Genomic DNA, 16,381 nt, shown 5'->3' on the forward strand with positions numbered 1-16,381 from the left:
GCCATGGACTGGACCGGCAAGCATGTCATCGTTACCGGCGCCTCCGAGGGCATCGGGGCCGCCGTAGCCGCCGCCTGCGCCCGCCGCGGGGCGCGGGTGTCGATCATCGCCCGGCGCCCGGATCCGTTGCGGGAGACCGCGTCTCGCATCGGGGCCGATCATCGCGCCGCCGACGTCACCGATCGGGCGGCGCTGACGGCGGCGATCAAGGAACTGGAGGCCGCCAACGGCGACTGCGCGGTGCTCGCGTGCTGCGCGGGCCTCACGCTGCCGGGACTCTTCGTCGAACTGGACGACGACGAGTTCGCCGTCCAGTCCGACGCCAACTATCTCGGCTCGGTCAACGCGGTCCGCTCCGTGCTGCCGGGGATGCTCGAGCGCGGCGCGGGACATGTGCTGCTGCTCAGCTCGACCTCGGCGTTCCTCGGGATCCCCGGATACGGCGCCTACGCCCCGACCAAGGCGAGCATCCGGCAGCTCGGACTGTGCCTGCGGTACGAGGCCGAACCGGCGGGTGTGCGGGTGTCGGTGCTGTATCCGGCGGATACCGATACCCCCGGGCTGGTGCGCGAGAACCTGCGCAAGCCGCCGGAGACCAAGGCGATCACGGGTTCCATCGACCCGATGCCCGCCGACAAGGTCGCCGAGGCCGCGGTGCGCGGGCTGGAGCGGGGCCGCGCGCACATCGCGGTCGACCCCCTCACCAGCTTCCTCATGCGCTGGGCCAACCTCCCGGAGGATTTCATGCGGCCGTTCTTCCGCCGCAATATCGCCCAGGCCCGTCGCCGGGCCGCGCGGGCGGCCTCATGAGGGCATCGTCGGCGGCGGCCGAATTCACCGGGCCGCGAATACCGCCCCAGCGGGGACCACCGATATCCAGGCCAGCAGCATGGCCATGAACGCCCAGGATTTCGCGCCACGCACGACCACCATCGCCTCCGGCAATTCCTTGCCGCGGATACCGGCCAACAGGCGCAGGAAATAGTGCGCAGCGAATCCGATCACGATCAGGTAGGGGATGTACGTCCAGGAGAATCCCGCCAGGGGAAATGTAGCCGCGACGAAAATGGCGGCTCCGACCACCAGTTGAGCCAGCCCGAGGGCGAACGAGGCCATCAGGCCGAGCGCCCGCGGCGCGGTCTCGATGGAATGTTCGGCATCCTCCGGCACATCCTCGGCGGCGTTCACGATGAATACCGAATTGATGGCCAGCGCCATGCCGACGATCGCCAGCAGTGCCAACCCTTCGAAGGGACGGTCGTAAGTGCGCAGCAGAATAATTCCGGGAAGGAGCGTCACCATCAGCAGCACCGTCGGAACCTGCCAGATACCGGCGCCCTTCAAATGCAGCGGCGGCAGCGAGTACTGAAACGCCAGGACGACCCCGATACCGACCAGGACGAGCAGATCAGGACGACCGGTCAAGGCCACCAGCCCGACCACGGACACCGCGATGACCGCGAGCCGCGCACCGATCAATCCGCGCACCCGCCGCACCCCGAGCTCGTGCACCGCCTGCGACAGGCGCGACTTGAACTCCACATCCAGCCAGCGATCGGCAAGGCAATTCACGACGTTGGTGACCAGCACATAGGCGGTGAGCATGATCATGGTGACGAGCATCCGCATCGAGAACACCTCGCCCCACGAATGCGTGCTCACCACCACCGAGGCCACCATCACACCGGTGCCCAGTGGAATTACCTCTATTCGCTGGACGACCATGCCGAACCGGAAGACCTCGCGCCGGGAAAGTTTCCGTCCCTCCTCCTGCCTGCCAACCGTGAAAACACGCCGAAACTCGGCTACCGAACCCATGGACATCGAATTCTCCCAAATCCCTGGATAACGCCCCTGCACCCGCGCATAATACAAGCAATCCCAGCCGATGAAAACAGTGCGAAAGGATGGTGGCAATGTCAATGCTCGACTCGGCAACAGACAATGTGCTGCGAACCCCTTACCAGCGCGCGGTCGCCGATTATTGGAATAACAATCCCAATGACGACCGCGTCAATGTCCGACTGGGCGAGGTCGACGGCCTCTACCATCACCACTACGGAATCGGAGACTACGACCCGGAGATACTGAACGGCCCCGCCGAGACTCGCGAGGCGCGCCTCGTCACCGAAATGCATCGGCTGGAAACCGCGCAGGCCGATTATCTGCTGGACCAATTCGGGCCCGTCGAACCCGGAGACCGCCTGGTCGACGCGGGCTCCGGCCGCGGCGGCACCAGCATCATGGCCCACGCCCGATTCGGCTGCCGGGTCGACGGAGTCTCCATCTCGGAGTACCAGGTCGGCTTCGCCAACGAGCAGGCCGAGCAGCGCGGCATCGCCGATCGGGTCGCCTTCCATCTGCGCAATATGCTCGACACCGGATTCGACACCGGATCGATCCGCGGCATCTGGACCAACGAGACCACGATGTATGTCGACCTGTTCGAGCTCTACGCCGAGTTCGCCCGGCTGTTGCGGCCCGGTGGCCGTTACGTGTGCATCACCGGCTGCTCCAACGACGTCGTCGGCGGCAGGTCCTCGGCGGTCAGCCAGATCGACGCCCACTACACCTGCAACATCCACCCGCGCGGCGAATACTTCAAGGCACTGGCCGCGAACAAGCTGGTGCCGGTGAGCGTCGTCGATCTGACGCCCGCCACCATCCCGTACTGGGAGCTGCGCTCGCACTCCGAGCTGGCCACCGGTGTGGAGAAGCCCTTCCTCACCGCCTACCGCGAGGGCAGCTTCCAGTATCTGCTCATCGTCGCCGACCGAGTCGCCTGATGGCCTCCGGCACAGGACAATTCGACGCCGATCGCGAGGCGCTGCTCGTCGAGCTGGTCGACGGCGACGGCTTCGCTGTCGGTTCGTGTTCGGTGGCGCGAGCACACCATCGGCCCGGGCGGCTGCATCGCGCGTTCTCGGTGCTGCTCTACGACGCGTCGGGGCGGGTGCTGCTGCAGCGCCGCGCCGATGTCAAGACACGCTTTCCCGGACTGTGGTCCAATGCGTGCTGCGGGCATCCGGCCCCGGGCCAAGACGTGATCGGCGCGGCCACGATCCGGCTGAAGGAGGAACTCGGCACCATCTCCGACACCCTCACCGAGGTCGGCGTCTACCGCTACCGCGCGCTGGACCCGCTGGAGGACCAGGAAGAGAACGAGTGGGACCACGTGCTGGTGGGCACCCTCACCCAGGGCGCGCTGCGGCCGGACCCGGCCGAGGTGTCCGAATGCGCCTGGGTCGACCCCACCGACCTGCACGCCGCGCTCGCGGCCGAACCCGACCGCTACACCCCCTGGCTGCTCGGGGTCCTCGAGGTCGCCAGGCCTGAATTGACAAGGGACGGATAGCAATTGCCAACCACCACTCACAACGGCGTGAGCCCCGCCTTACGCGATCGATTACGACGCGTCTTCACGGCCGGCCCTGACGAACAAGGACGGCCGTTGTCGCTGGGCACCAGGTTCAACTACGCGCTGTGGCTGACCCGGCCGGAGATCGCCCCCATGTCCGCGGCCGTCATGGTCGCCGACGTGCTGTTCAGCGCGCACTCCGGCGCCGAGATCTGGACCGTCGCCATGCTGGTGGCGGCGCTCATCCTGGCCGTGGCCATCCAGGTGCTGCACGTCGCCAACTGCCTGGCCGACCGCTGGGTCGACATGGAGTACAAATCGAAGTTCGCCCGCATGGTGCGCGATCTCGGGGTGCGGTTCGTGGCGTGGGAGATCTACCTCATGACCGCGTTCATCCTGCTGGGCGGCGCCTATCTCGCGTGGGCGACAAGACATTTCGATCTGCTGCTGATCGTGCCCCTGGGCACCTTCCTGCTGCTGCAGTACTCGCTGCCGCCGTGGCATTTCAAGGCGGGCGGATTCTGGCAGATCCCGTGGACCTACGTGGCGACGATGGTCTTCCCCGGGCTGGTGGTCGTGCGGCTCTACGACCGTCCCATCGAGATACCGGCCCTGCTGGCGATTCTCGGCCTCGGCCTGACGCTGACCGGAATCTTCTCGGTCAACACCGCCGAGGACCTGCCCGAGGATGCCGAGCACGGGATCATGACCTCGGTGCGGGCGCTGGGCCTGCGCGCCTCGTTCGCCGAGTCCTTCACGCGGGTGTGCGTCGGCGCCGCCCTCGTCATCGGAGGCGTTGTGACGGTGGCGGGTTGGACCTGGACCCTCATCCCCTACGCCGCCGTGCTGGCGGTCGTGCTCTGGTATCTGGGCAGCACCCTGGCCGGAGTCTGGGGCAAACCACTGGACGAGGCCATGGCCGTCGTCCGCCCGCGCGCCAAACTCTTCGTCGTCATGGTGGCCCTCATGGGCTGGACGACAGTCCTCCCCGCCGCCGCCATGTTCGCCGCCCGCTGACCCCGTGGGGGCGGGGATCAGACACCGCCGACTGCTCGACTCGCTGTCCGAATACGTCCATGTCGCAGCCGATTCCGGAACCTCATCGGCCGCGCTGGCGCTGCTGGACGAGGAGATCGAACACACCGGCCCCCGGCAGCCGATTACGCCTTCGACCCCTCGCTAACCGAGCACTCGGTCGGAGAAGTTATATTCTCGTGATACGCTCCGCGCATGTCGACACCCGGGCGTTCCCGTGGCGATGCCCGCAAGGAGCGGATTCTCGATGTCGCGCTGAAGGCGTTCGCCGACAACGGTTTCCGCGGAGCCTCGATCGCCGAGATCGCCGACCGCTGCGGATTGTCGCAACCGGGGCTGCTGCACCACTTCCCCAGCAAGGCCGCCCTGCTCACGGCCGTGCTCGAACATCGCGACCGCGTCGACTACGAACGCCTGGGCTCCCCCGAGGACCTGCGCGGCCCCGCCGCGCTCGACCGACTGGCCGCGCTGGTCGCCTACAACGTCCACATCCCCGGCCTGGTGCAGCTGTTCACGGTGGTCAGCGGCGAGGCGATCACCGCCGACCACCCGGCACACGACTGGGCGGTCGACCGCTACCGCCGCCTGCGGGCGTGGCTCGCGCGGGCGCTCGACGAGGGCATCGCCGCGGGCACCGTCGCGGCCGCGACCGACACCGCCGCGGTCGCCCGTCAGGTCACCGCGATGATGGACGGGTTGCAGCTGCAGTGGCTGCTCGACCCCGAAAACGTCGATATGGCAGCACTTTTCCGCGCCTACATCGACGACCTGGCGGCCCGCATCTCGGCCGCGCCCGAACCGGCGACGCGTGCTCTTGGTCACGAGTGCGCCGATATCGACTCGCTCGCGCACCGCCGCACTCACTAGTGTCGAGGGCCGGTGCCGACCACCGCAGTCGGCCGGTGCGCAGATGAGGAGTTGCAGTGGGTTCGTTGTTCGCGGTGTTCCTGCCGCTCGCGCTGGCCCTGGTGATGTTCGGCCTCGGGCTCACCTTGACGGTGGACGACTTCGCGCGCGTGCTGCGCTATCCGAAGGCGGCCGCGGTCGCCCTGGTGTGCCAGATGCTGCTGCTGCCCGCGGTCTGCCTGGGCCTGATCTATCTGTTCGGGCTCGACGGCGCTGTGGCGGCGGGCATGCTGCTGCTGGCGGCCTCGCCCGGCGGGCCGTCGGCCAACCTGTTCAGCCACATCGCCGGGGGCGATGTGGCGCTCAACATCACGCTCACCGCGGTCAATTCGGTGCTGGCGGTGTTCACCCTGCCGCTGGTGGTCGGGCTCTCCTACACGCTGTTCCTCGACGGGGACGCCGGCATCGGGCTGCGGCCGGATAAATTCGCGCAGGTCTTCGCGATCGTGCTGATTCCCGTCGCGCTCGGCATGGGGGTGCACCGGCGGTTCCCGGAGTGGTCGCGGCGGGCGGGCGGCGCGGTGAAGGTGCTGTCGATCGTCGTGCTGGCGCTGGTGGTGGTCGCGGCCGTGGCGCGCGATTTCGACACCCTCACCGACAATGTCGGCGCGCTGGCGGCGGTGTGCCTGCTGCTGGCCACGATCGGCATTCTGGTGGGCTTCTACGTGTCCCGACTGTTCGGCATCGCGGCCGATCAGGCCGTCGCCGCCGCCATGGAGATCGGCATCCACAACGGCGCGCTGGCCATCGCGGTGGCGACCTCGGTGCTGCACAACTCCGCGATGGCGGTGCCACCCGCGGTCTACGGCGTTCTGATGAACGTGCCCGCCGCGGTGGCCGCGGCTCTGTTCGCCCGGCGCGCCCGTGCCGCCGGGCTGGAGGCCACCACGGCCTGACGCCGACACGCCGCCCGCCACCCGGGATTTCAGCAATTGCCCAGCTACGCTTGCTGGAATGCGACAGTCGAATCGCCGACACGCGCTGGCGGCCTGCGCCGCCGCGGTAGCGACCCTGGTGCTGCCGGGGCTGGTGGCCGCCGCGCCCGCGGACCGGCCGGGCGGGCCGTGGCGGCTCGGCGACGACTTCCTGTGGGGCGTGGCCGCGTCCGGCTTCCAGTCCGAAGGCTATGCGCCCGACAGCAACTGGACCCGATACATCGACTCCGGCGCGGTCGACGAGTACCGGAATTCGGTGCGTTTCCTCGACTTCTACGAGGACGACATCAAACACGCTGCCGCGCTCGGCGTGAAGGTGTTCCGGATGAGCGTGGAGTGGGCGCGCGTGCAGCCCGAACCCGGTCCCGACGGCTGGGACGAGCAGGCATTCGCCAAGTACGACAAGATGGTCAGGCGGATCCACGCCTACGGCATGACGCCGATGATCACCCTCGACCACTGGGTGTATCCGGGCTGGGCGGCCGACCGCGGCGGCTGGCTGAATCCGGCCATGGTCGAGGACTGGCTGACCAGCGCGCGCAAGGTCGTGAACCGCTTCGCCACCTACGATCCGATCTGGGTGACGATCAACGAACCCCTCGCCTATGTCGGGGCCGAGCGCCGCATCGGGGCCATCACCTCCAACGAGGAGGCGGACCTCATGGTGGACCGACTCGCCCAGGCGCACAACGACATCTACGACACCATCCACAACAACCAGCCCGATGCCCTGGTCACCAGCAACGTCGGCTTCGTGTCCGGCAAGGAGGCCGAGGTCAACCACGGGTTCATCGACAGGGTGCGCGACAAGCTCGACTTCGTCGGCGTCGACTACTATTTCGGCCCCGACGAACAGGCCGCCGCCACCGGCACCTCGGCCGGTGCGCCCGAGATGTGGGAGCTGCCTCAGCAAACCGAGGGGATCTACTACGCCCTGCGGCACTACCACGAGTATCTCGGCGGCAAACCGATTTACGTGGTGGAGAGCGGCATGCCCACCGACAACGGGACCGACGGCGCCTGCCGCGCGCCGAACGAACCGCCGATCGAGAGCGCGGCCGAGCAGCCCTACTGCCGCGCCGACCACCTGCGCGACACCCTCTACTGGATCCAGCGCGCCAAGGCCGACGGCATGAACGTCATGGGCTACAACTACTGGAGCCTCACCGACAACTACGAATGGGGAAGTTACGCACCGCGTTTCGGCCTGTACACCGTGAACGTCGAGAGCGACCCCACGCTGACGCGGACCCCGACCGGCGCCGTCGACGCCTACGTCTCGCTCATCGGAAACGGCGGCGTCGCTTCGGATTACGTCCCCAGCCGGCTCCCGGCCCCGTGCTCCCAGGTGGACCCGCCCGCGAGCTGCGACCGGCCGGTCACCGTCGACCCTCCCGCGACCGGCTCCTGACCCTCCTCCCCGACCGCGCCACCGCGCATCGGCAAGGGTGTCCGGGGTTTGGGCGCCGAGCGACCGGGTGGTCATCAACGACGACCGCACCTTCACCGAGTACGCCTTCGCCAAGGTCGAGGCGGAGGGTAAGTGCATCGACTGGGGCGGGCGCATCAAGGACGACATCTGGGAGGAGTTCGGCACCCACTGCGGAGCCTGAGTACCGAACCACGGGCGGCCCGCGGCAAGTGCCCCGCAGGCCGCCCGTGGTTTGTTCGGCACGCCTCGCCGCACGCTCAGGCGGGCAACTCCAGCCCCGCCGCCAGCACCGGCCACGACTTGATCAGCGCGTCGTGCCAGTACCCCCAGGAGTGGGTGCCGGTGGGCGGGAAGTCGTAGGTCGCCGGGATGCCGAGGGCATCGAGCTTGGCCTGCATGTTGTGGCTGCAGTAGTTGACCGCCGCCTCGATGACGCCGCCGATGGTGAGCTGGTTGGCCCAGCCGCCCACGCCGGGCAGGGTGTAGGGGCCGTCGAGGCCGTCCCACTGGCCGGGCAGCCCGGAGCCGCTCGAGATGAACAGATTCAGCCCGCGCAGCTGGTCGGCGTGCACATAGGGATCGTTCTCGGCCCACATCGGGTCGTTCTGGGGCCCGTACATGTTCTCGGTGTTGCCGCCGCCCCACAGGTTGACCGCCAGATTCACGAAGGTGTATCCGGTGGGATCGGAGATCTGCGCGCAGCCGCTGTAGGCCGCGACCGACTTGTACAGTCCCGGTTTGGCGATGGGCAGCTGCAGCACGGAGGTACCCGAGGTGGACAGGCCCGCAATGGCATTGAGCCCGTTGGCGCCCAGCGCGCCGTCGATCAGCGGCGGCAGTTCCTCGGTGAAGAACGTCTTCCATTTGTTCACGCCCAGTACGGGATCGGGCGCGCGCCAGTCGGTGTAGTAGCTCCACTTGCCGCCCACCGGCCGCACCACGTTGACGTCCTTGTCGGCCAGGAACCGCAGCGTATCCGGGGCGCGCTGATCCCAGGTGGCGCTGTCCTCGCCGCCGCCGGCGCCGTTGAGCAGGTACAGCACCGGGCGCGGCGCCGAGGCGTCGCGCGGGCGCTGCACGTCGACCGGGAACGTCTGGTTCATGGCCGCCGAATAGACGTACAGGCGAATATTGCGATCGTCCTGGACGGTGGCCTTGGTGATGTAGGAGCCGTCGGCGGCGCGCGGGTCCGCGAGCAGGCTTTTCGAGGTGATGATGGGGTCGTCGGTATCGGCGGCCGCCGGGCCCGCCACGACCGCCGTCGACAGCACCGCCAAAGTCATTGCGGCGACAGCCGTTCCGATCCGATTCCGTACCGCCACGTGCACCTCCGTAGCCGATTCCATCGCACCGGGCATTTCCGCCCTGCATGGACTGTAATTCAGCAGCTACCGTTTGGCGACCCGATCGGCGTGCGCGTCGGATCTCGGCCCCGCGTGCCCGAACACCGCCGATCGACGCTCCCGCCACAAAGAAGACCACAGAGTATGATCAAGCAAGTCTTCAGCAACATCCGCGTTCGGGGAGGGATGGGAGGCGGGTATGAGTCGGCTGCCGCGCTACGCGGCGATGCTGGCGGTGGCGGGCCCGCTGCCCTCCGACGACGACGGGTGGGCCCGCGAAACCAAGTTCGACGGCATCCGCGCCATCGGATACATCGACGACGCGCTGCGCCTGGTGTCGCGCAACGACAAGGACATCACCGCGGCCTGGCCGGAGTTGGCCGGTCTGGCGCCCGCCGTACCGCGCTTCGTCGTGGACGGGGAGATCGTGGCCGTCGGCGCCGCGGGACGCACCAGCTTCGAGGCGCTGCAGCCGCGCATGCACCTGCGCCATCAGGCCAGGATCCGGGCGCTCGCCGCGGCCGACCCGGTCACCTACATGATCTTCGACCTGCTCCACATCGGCGATCGGCCGCTGCTCGACCTGCCGTACCGGCAGCGCCGCGAGCTGCTGGAAGGACTCGGGCTCGCGGGTCCGCACTGGCAGGTGCCGCCGCGGCTGTCCGGGACCGGCGCCGAGGCCCTCGCCGAATCGCGGCGGCGCGGGCTGGAGGGCATCGTCTGCAAGCGGCTCGACAGTCGGTATCTGCCCGGGCGCCGCAGCGACCTGTGGACCAAGGTGAAGAACGTCCGCGAACAGGAGGTGGTGATCGTCGGCTGGCGCCCCGGCACCGGCCGCCGCACCGGGCGCATCGGCTCGCTACTGCTCGGAATCCACGACGACACCGGCAAACTCGTCTACTCCGGCAGCGTCGGCACCGGGTTCACCGAGGCCGTCCTCGACGACCTGGCGGCCGATCTGCGCCCGCTGCGCCGCACCGCGCCGACGGTGAAAGCCGATGTCCCCGACGCGGTCTGGGTCTCCCCCGAACTCGTCGGCGAGGTCGCCTTCACCGAGTGGACCAGCGACGGCCGCCTGCGCCACCCCTCCTGGCGCGGGCTGCGCCCGGACAAGTCACCGGATCGGGTCACCCGCGAACCCCAGCCGGACGCCACCTCCTGACGCGTCGTTCAGACGCGGCGCATGACGGAGACGACCTTGCCCAGCACGACCGCCCGGTCGCCGTCGATGATGTCGTAGGCCGGGTTGCGGGGCTCGAGGTAGACGTGACCGCCGCGGCGGCGGTAGACCTTCACGGTGGCCTCCTCGTCGATCATGGCGGCCACGATGTCGCCCGAGTGGGCCTCGTGCTGGCGGCGCACCACCACGATGTCGCCGTCGCAGATCGCGGCGTCCACCATGGAGTCGCCGCGCACGCGCAGGCCGAAAACCGTTCCGCGCCCGACGAGTTGACGCGAGAGCGTGAGGACGTCGTCGGTGTGCTCCTCGGCCAGGATCGGGGCGCCCGCGGCGATATCGCCGACCACCGGCACCGCCACCGACTCCTCGTCGCGCGCCGGGGCCTCCGACTGCAGGAACAGCCGCACGTCGATCGGCCGCGACATGCTGTCGCTGCGCCGCAGGAAACCCCTGTCCTCGAGCGACTTCAGATGTTTGGACACCGACGACGAGGACCGCAGCCCCACCGCCTCCCCGATCTCCCGGGTGCTCGGCGGATACCCGTGCCGCACCACCCAGTCGCGAATGGTCGCCAGGATCCGCTGCTGCCGCGGCGGCAGCGTCGAGGTATCGAGGTGCTCGAACGCATGGTCGTATCCGGTCACCGGGAAATCGTAGAGGTTGCCCCTCGGTACTTCACACCCCGCCCGCCTGCCTACACCCGAACACTGCTGCACAGCTTCTATCCGGACAGCACACCAGAAGAGATCGAACAGCGTGTGGCACTGAAGCAGAAGCGTCAAGCGCTCATCAAGCGTAAGCGGAATCCCGCCCGCTTGGACGTGGTGCTCTTGGAGGCAGTCCTGCACCGAATGGTCGGCGATCCGAAGGTCATGGCAGCCCAATTGCGCCATCTGGCAGACCTTTCGACATTGCCGAATGTTTCGATCCGCATTCTTCCATTGCGTGCAGGCATTCCACTCGGGGATCCGGTCGGATTGTTCACTATTATCGACTTCCCGTACGACAACAAGGGGCAGCCGGTCGAACCGTCCGTGGTGTACCTCGAGAGCCTCACTGGCAGTTTGTATCTCGAGCACGCAGAGGACATCCAGCGATACCATGAGGCTTACCAGGCCATTCGACATGCGGCCCTGGATGAGACTCGGAGCCGGGATCTCATTCGCCGGGTCGCCAAGGAGTACATCTCGTGATCGATGTCAACAGCACCGCCCTATCGGCCGCCGTATGGCGCAAGAGCACACGTAGCTCGGCAAGCCGCGACTGCGTGGAGGTCGCTTTCCTGCCCGATGGCGTGGTCGGGGTTCGGGACTCCAAGAATCCGGCGGGTGCGGCGCTGCTTTTCTCCGCTTCCGAGTGGGATGCGTTCACTGCGGCGGTCACTGGGGGTACCTGATCGAGTGTGGCCGTGTGGACGGCTTCCGGTCCGGGTGATGCCGCACCGTGAAGGTCAGTTCACGCAGGGGATATCGGACCCGATGCTCGTGGTCATCGGCTTCCCGGAGTCGGGGGGTGGATCGCCCGCCGCGGCGGTCGACGCGCCGGAGCCGGAGCTGCCCGATGTCGTGGACGTCCCGGATGATGTTGTGCCGGTGCTCAATTCGTCGGGCATGGTGAAATCGCTGCCGATCACGATCTTCACGTGCCCGGACCGCACGGTCTTGGAGGGCGCGGTGGGCAACCCGCCGAGCATGTCGGCCGCCTGGGTGGCGTCGACATCGGCGCCGTTACCGTAGTAGACCACCGAACTGGATCCGTCCCCGTAGGCGGCATTGCCGATCTCGCCCTCGGCGAATCCCTTTTCCGACAACGCCGCCGACACCTTGGCCGCCATCCCGGTGGGGCCGCCGGAGTTCACCACGTCCACGGTGCTGCTCGGCGTCGTGGTGGGTTCGGCCGGCTGCGGGGCCTGCATGCCGAACGCGGCGCGCACGGTCTTCTTGATCAGCGCCGGGTCGACGATGTTCACTTCCTGGCCGTTGACGGTCTGGTACCCCTTCACCGGCAGGGTCTGGAATTCGATCGGGATGGAGCCCGCCTTGCCCATCGTCTGGGCGAAGTCGATAAGATTCCAGCCCTGCGACAGCACGATGTCGTCCTGCGCCATCTGGATCAGCTGCTGCAGCTTGCCGACATTGGTCATGGTGCCGGAATCCTTGAGCTGCTTGGCAACCGAGGTGAGGAACGCCTGCTGGCGATGGGTCCGGTCCAGGTCGCCGTTCTGCAGGCCGTGGCGCTGCCGCACGAACGACAGCGCGTTGGCGGCGTCGAGATGCTGGGGCCCGGCCGGGAACACCGCGCCGGAGTAGTACTCGTCGTCGACGGGCGCGTTGAGGCAGACGTCGACGCCGCCGAGAATGTTGGCGATGTCGTAGAAGCCGATCAGCGAGACCTCGGCGAAGCGGTTGATCGGGACCCCGGTGAGCTGTTTGACGGTCTGCACGATGGATTCGCGCCCGGCCTCGCGGCCCTTGCGTTCCAGCTCGACCTTGTCCGATACGCCCTGGTTCTCGAGTTTCTGCTCGACGTGGGCCTTCTTCAGCCCGTACGCCTCCTTGATCTTGGCATGGTCGTAGCCGGGGATCCCGCTGACAGCGACGTAGTCGTCGCGGGGGATGGAAAAGGCGGTGATCTTCTTCAGATCCTTCGGAATGTGCACCAGGATCAGCGAATTGGCGTTGTAGCCGCCCTCGGTGCCGTCCCCGGCGTGCAGTTGGTCGAGGATGTTCTTGGGCAGGTCGTTGCCGTTCTGGTCCTTGCGGGTGTCCAGGCCGATCAGCAGCAGGTTCATATCGCCGTCCAGCGCCGCGGCGTCCTCGGCGCTGATCGCGTTGGATCGGGTGAAGCCCTGGTCGAGGCTGCGCTCGGTGTAGTAGGCGAATCCGGTGCCCGACACCACGATCACGGCCGTCGCGGCGGCCAGCAGCCGACCGCCGATCCGCGCCGCCCGGCCCGCTGTGCCGGAGCGTCGCCGCGCCCGCCGGGCGTGCCGGTTCCCCGTCGCCGCTGGAACGTACCGGTCGGTTGGACCGTCGGCGTTGCCCTTCGGCTCTCCGCGGCGGCGCCGCGCAGTCCCCCCGGCCGCCGGCACCGCCTCACCGGTCTCCACCCGGCGGCCCGTGCGGGCAGGATGTTCCGAATCCTCGTCGCCGACATCGAGGACGGGGTATCCGGCGCCTCGGACTCGCCCCCGGCGCACCGCGCGGCCCTCGGCGGCGCCGCGCCGCGCCGGACGCTCGTCGTCGGCCCGCTCCGCACCTGCGCGACGGGCCGGTGGCCTGGGATCGCCCCCCTCCGCGCGCGGGCGGCGAACCGGCGCACCCGATTCCGGCGGCTCGTCGCGCCGACGACGAATCCTGCCCTCGTGCTCCTCGCGTCGAGCGTGCGCAGGCCGATCAGCGGCGTCCGGTTGCTCACGCCCCGCGTGGCGGGCATGGCGACCGCCGCGGTGCGGATCGGGCACCACCGGGAACTGATCGGTTTCGTCGTTCATCTCGCCGTACAGTTTCACATCACCGTGCTGTGGGGAAGCTGAGAATGCGCGTCGTCGGGACTGTGATCTTGGACCACAATCGCGGACATCCTGCACCATGACCGCGACGAAAACACAATTCCACTGCGTGTCTACCCGTTCGGCGCGCCGCCCAATCCCACCATCGCGCAGAGGCTGTCGAGCTGGTGCTCGAATACCTCGGCCCGGTCGGCGAAGGTGCGCGGCCCGTACATGTCGAAGACGTCGAAGCTCACCGCCCCGAACAGACCCGTCCACACCGCGATGCCCCGTACCAGCACCCAATCGGGCAGTCGCAGACCGAATTCCCCGCGGATGCGCACCAAATCCGCTGCCATGGCGTCCGATACGGACGGCAGCGGGTCCGGAGCGGTGAGAAGGTCCGCGCGATAGGCGCTTTCGAGGACCGCCAGCAGGGCGCCGATGACGCGGGTGCCCGGCGCCACGGTCTGCTCGGCGGGCGCCTCGTAGCCGGGCACCGGGGTGCCGAACAGCAGTCCGTAGCGGGCGGGCTCGGCCAGCGCCCAGTTCCGCACGGCGCGCCCGACGACCCGCAGCCGTCGCGCGGGATCGTCGGGCGCGGCGGCGAGTTCGGCGTCGACCGCGTCGGCGAGTTCGGTGTAGCCGTCGACGACGAGCAGGGTGAGCAGTTCGTCGCGGCTGCGGACGTACCGGTAGACCGCCGAGGAGACCACGCCCAGATCGCGCGCGACCGCCCGCAACGACAGCGCCGCGGCGCCGTGCACCGCGAGGTGTTCGCGCCCGATGCGCACGATGTCGTCCATGGTGCGGGCGCGGGCGCGCGCCCGGGGCGTGGTGGCGGCCATGCCCCCACCCTGCCATATCGAGAGCACCGCTCCCCATAGGCGGGGCGGAATCATGTAGGAGGTACCGCGCGACACAGCTACCCGTACTCGGGAGTAATGTTGCGGACGTCACCGGCGACCTCGAGCAAGGAGCTGCACATGGCCGAGCCCGATACCGATTTCGACGTCCTCATCGTGGGGTCGGGGTTCGGCGGCAGCGTCACCGCACTGCGGCTGGTGGAGAAGGGGTACCGGGTCGGCGTGCTCGAGGCCGGGCGCCGGTTCGCCGACGACCAATTGCCCGAGACCAGCTGGGATCTGCGCAAATTCCTGTGGGCGCCGAAGCTGGGCTGCTACGGCATCCAGCGCATCCACCTGCTGCGCGATGTGCTGATCCTCGGCGGCGCCGGAGTGGGCGGCGGCTCGCTCAACTACGCCAACACGCTCTACGTGCCGCCGGACCCGTTCTTCCACGATGCGCAGTGGCGTGACATCACCGATTGGCGCGCCGAGCTCACGCCCTACTACACGCAGGCCACCAAGATGCTCGGGGTGGTGCGCAATCCGCACATGACCCCGGCCGACGAGGTCTTCCGGCAGGTGGCCGACGATATGGGCGTGGGTGACACCTTCGTGCAGACGCCGGTCGGGGTGTTCTTCGGCGAGCCGGGTGAGACCGTCTCCGATCCGTACTTCGGCGGCGTCGGGCCGGACCGCACCGGCTGCCTCGAATGCGGCGAGTGCATGACCGGCTGTCGCCACGGCGCCAAGAACACCCTCGTGAAGAACTACCTGTATCTGGCGGAAAAGGCCGGGGCGCAGGTGATTCCGATGACGACGGTGACCGCGATCCGACCGCTGAACGGCGGCTCGTGGCAGGTCGACACCGAGCGCACCGGCGCCTGGTTCCGCAAGTCGCCGACATCGTTCACCGCCGGTCAGGTGGTGCTGGCGGCGGGCACCCGCGGTACCCAGCAGCTGCTGTTCGCCATGCGCGACAAGGGGATTCTGCCCGGGCTGTCGCCGCGGCTGGGCGAGTTGACCCGCACCAATTCCGAGTCGATCGTCGGCGCCGCGACCCGCAGGGTCGACCCGGACCGCGATTTCACGCGCGGCGTCGCCATCACCTCCTCCATCCATCCCACCGCCGACACCCATGTCGAGCCGGTGCGCTACGGCAAGGGCTCCAACGCCATGGGCCTGCTGCAGACGCTCATGGTCGACGGCGGCGGGCGCATCCCGCGCTGGCTGCGGTTCCTGCTGGAGGTGCTGCGCCACCCGGTGCGGCTGGTGTCGATGCTGAGCGTGCGGAACTGGAGCGAGCGCACCGTCATCTCGCTGGTGATGCAGCATCTCGACAACTCGATCACGACCTACACCAAGCGGGGCCTGTTCGGGCGCAGGCTCACCTCGAAACAGGGCCACGGCGAACCCAATCCGACCTGGATCCCGGCGGGCAACGACGTCACCCGGCGGGTGGCCGACAAGATCGGCGGCACCGCGGGCGGCAGTTGGGGCGAGATCTTCAATATCCCGCTCACGGCGCATTTCCTCGGCGGCGCCCCGATCGGAGCCGATCCGGAGCACGGCGTGCTGGACCCCTACCACCGCGTCTACGGCTACCCCACCCTCAGCGTCGTCGACGGCGCCGCGGTCTCGGCCAACCTCGGCGTCAACCCGTCGCTCACCATCACCGCCCAGGCCGAGCGCGCCGCATCCCTGTGGCCCAACAAGGGCGAGACCGACACCCGCCCACCCCAGCACGCCCCCTACGAACGCATCTCCCCCGTCCCACCGCGCAACCCGGTCGTCCCCGCCGACGCCCCCGCCGCCTTGGTCCTCCCCATCGTCGAAATCCGCCGCGGCACAGCCTGA

17 protein-coding genes are annotated in these 16,381 nt (G+C 68.4%); 12 read left to right on the top strand and 5 right to left on the bottom strand.

All coding sequences use genetic code 11. The features are described from left to right. Positions 1 to 3 precede the first annotated feature (3 nt). Positions 4 to 810 carry an SDR family NAD(P)-dependent oxidoreductase gene (locus ACYVLQ_RS19455; RefSeq protein WP_460698905.1) on the top strand — a complete coding sequence of 269 codons (807 nt, stop codon included), beginning with the start codon at positions 4 to 6 and terminating at the stop codon, positions 808 to 810. Between the two features lie 24 nt (positions 811 to 834). Here the strand turns inward: ACYVLQ_RS19455 and ACYVLQ_RS19460 are convergent, their stop codons facing one another. Beyond that, positions 835 to 1,824 carry a UbiA family prenyltransferase gene (locus ACYVLQ_RS19460; RefSeq protein WP_460698906.1) on the bottom strand — a complete coding sequence of 330 codons (990 nt, stop codon included), beginning with the start codon at positions 1,822 to 1,824 and terminating at the stop codon, positions 835 to 837. A gap of 92 nt (positions 1,825 to 1,916) precedes the next feature. Here ACYVLQ_RS19460 and ACYVLQ_RS19465 point away from each other — a divergent pair, with 92 nt between their 5' ends. From ACYVLQ_RS19465 to ACYVLQ_RS19495, 7 genes are all read left to right on the top strand, one after another. Then, a complete protein-coding gene (locus ACYVLQ_RS19465; RefSeq protein WP_460698907.1) occupies positions 1,917 to 2,786 on the top strand; it encodes a geranyl diphosphate 2-C-methyltransferase in 870 nt (289 codons plus the stop codon). Continuing rightward, on the top strand, positions 2,786 to 3,355 hold the full coding sequence (gene idi, locus ACYVLQ_RS19470; RefSeq protein ID WP_460698908.1) for an isopentenyl-diphosphate Delta-isomerase: 570 nt from the start codon (positions 2,786 to 2,788) through the stop codon (positions 3,353 to 3,355). The genes ACYVLQ_RS19465 and idi overlap by 1 nt, the downstream gene beginning before the upstream one ends. Positions 3,356 to 3,451: 96 nt before the next feature. Further along, on the top strand, positions 3,452 to 4,375 hold the full coding sequence (locus ACYVLQ_RS19475; RefSeq protein WP_460698909.1) for a UbiA prenyltransferase family protein: 924 nt from the start codon (positions 3,452 to 3,454) through the stop codon (positions 4,373 to 4,375). A 213-nt stretch (positions 4,376 to 4,588) separates the two neighbouring features. After that, positions 4,589 to 5,260 carry a TetR/AcrR family transcriptional regulator gene (locus tag ACYVLQ_RS19480; RefSeq protein ID WP_460698910.1) on the top strand — a complete coding sequence of 224 codons (672 nt, stop codon included), beginning with the start codon at positions 4,589 to 4,591 and terminating at the stop codon, positions 5,258 to 5,260. Positions 5,261 to 5,316: 56 nt separating this feature from the next. Beyond that, on the top strand, positions 5,317 to 6,195 hold the full coding sequence (locus ACYVLQ_RS19485) for a bile acid:sodium symporter family protein (protein ID WP_460698911.1): 879 nt from the start codon (positions 5,317 to 5,319) through the stop codon (positions 6,193 to 6,195). 58 nt (positions 6,196 to 6,253) lie between these two features. Then, a complete protein-coding gene (locus tag ACYVLQ_RS19490; RefSeq protein WP_460698912.1) occupies positions 6,254 to 7,645 on the top strand; it encodes a family 1 glycosylhydrolase in 1,392 nt (463 codons plus the stop codon). 67 nt (positions 7,646 to 7,712) lie between these two features. Further along, a complete protein-coding gene (locus ACYVLQ_RS19495; protein WP_460698913.1) occupies positions 7,713 to 7,847 on the top strand; it encodes a hypothetical protein in 135 nt (44 codons plus the stop codon). A gap of 76 nt (positions 7,848 to 7,923) precedes the next feature. Here ACYVLQ_RS19495 and ACYVLQ_RS19500 read toward each other — a convergent pair whose 3' ends face one another. Next, a complete protein-coding gene (locus tag ACYVLQ_RS19500; protein ID WP_460698959.1) occupies positions 7,924 to 8,949 on the bottom strand; it encodes an alpha/beta hydrolase in 1,026 nt (341 codons plus the stop codon). 259 nt (positions 8,950 to 9,208) lie between these two features. Between ACYVLQ_RS19500 and ligD the strand changes: the two genes are divergently transcribed. After that, positions 9,209 to 10,171, top strand: coding sequence for a non-homologous end-joining DNA ligase (gene ligD / locus ACYVLQ_RS19505; protein ID WP_460698914.1), 963 nt, complete (start codon positions 9,209 to 9,211; stop codon positions 10,169 to 10,171). A gap of 8 nt (positions 10,172 to 10,179) precedes the next feature. On the opposite strand, the gene lexA is transcribed toward ligD, so the two are convergent. After that, on the bottom strand, positions 10,180 to 10,833 hold the full coding sequence (gene lexA / locus ACYVLQ_RS19510) for a transcriptional repressor LexA (protein WP_460698915.1): 654 nt from the start codon (positions 10,831 to 10,833) through the stop codon (positions 10,180 to 10,182). Between lexA and ACYVLQ_RS19515 the strand changes: the two genes are divergently transcribed. Together ACYVLQ_RS19515 and ACYVLQ_RS19520 are read left to right on the top strand one after the other, a co-directional pair. Next, positions 10,804 to 11,382, top strand: a complete 579-nt coding sequence (locus tag ACYVLQ_RS19515; protein ID WP_460698916.1) for a DUF5753 domain-containing protein — start codon at positions 10,804 to 10,806, stop codon at positions 11,380 to 11,382. The two genes, lexA and ACYVLQ_RS19515, sit on opposite strands and share 30 nt — an antisense overlap. Beyond that, positions 11,379 to 11,585, top strand: a complete 207-nt coding sequence (locus tag ACYVLQ_RS19520; protein ID WP_460698917.1) for a DUF397 domain-containing protein — start codon at positions 11,379 to 11,381, stop codon at positions 11,583 to 11,585. The genes ACYVLQ_RS19515 and ACYVLQ_RS19520 overlap by 4 nt, the downstream gene beginning before the upstream one ends. A 54-nt stretch (positions 11,586 to 11,639) precedes the next feature. On the opposite strand, the gene ACYVLQ_RS19525 is transcribed toward ACYVLQ_RS19520, so the two are convergent. Together ACYVLQ_RS19525 and ACYVLQ_RS19530 are read right to left on the bottom strand one after the other, a co-directional pair. After that, positions 11,640 to 13,388, bottom strand: a complete 1,749-nt coding sequence (locus ACYVLQ_RS19525; RefSeq protein ID WP_460698960.1) for an LCP family protein — start codon at positions 13,386 to 13,388, stop codon at positions 11,640 to 11,642. Between the two features lie 425 nt (positions 13,389 to 13,813). Continuing rightward, entirely contained in the window at positions 13,814 to 14,527 is a 714-nt protein-coding gene (locus tag ACYVLQ_RS19530; protein WP_460698918.1) for a TetR/AcrR family transcriptional regulator, read from the bottom strand. 138 nt (positions 14,528 to 14,665) lie between these two features. Between ACYVLQ_RS19530 and ACYVLQ_RS19535 the strand changes: the two genes are divergently transcribed. Beyond that, a complete protein-coding gene (locus ACYVLQ_RS19535) occupies positions 14,666 to 16,381 on the top strand; it encodes a GMC oxidoreductase (RefSeq protein ID WP_460698919.1) in 1,716 nt (571 codons plus the stop codon).

Source organism: Nocardia thraciensis, assembly GCF_054782435.1.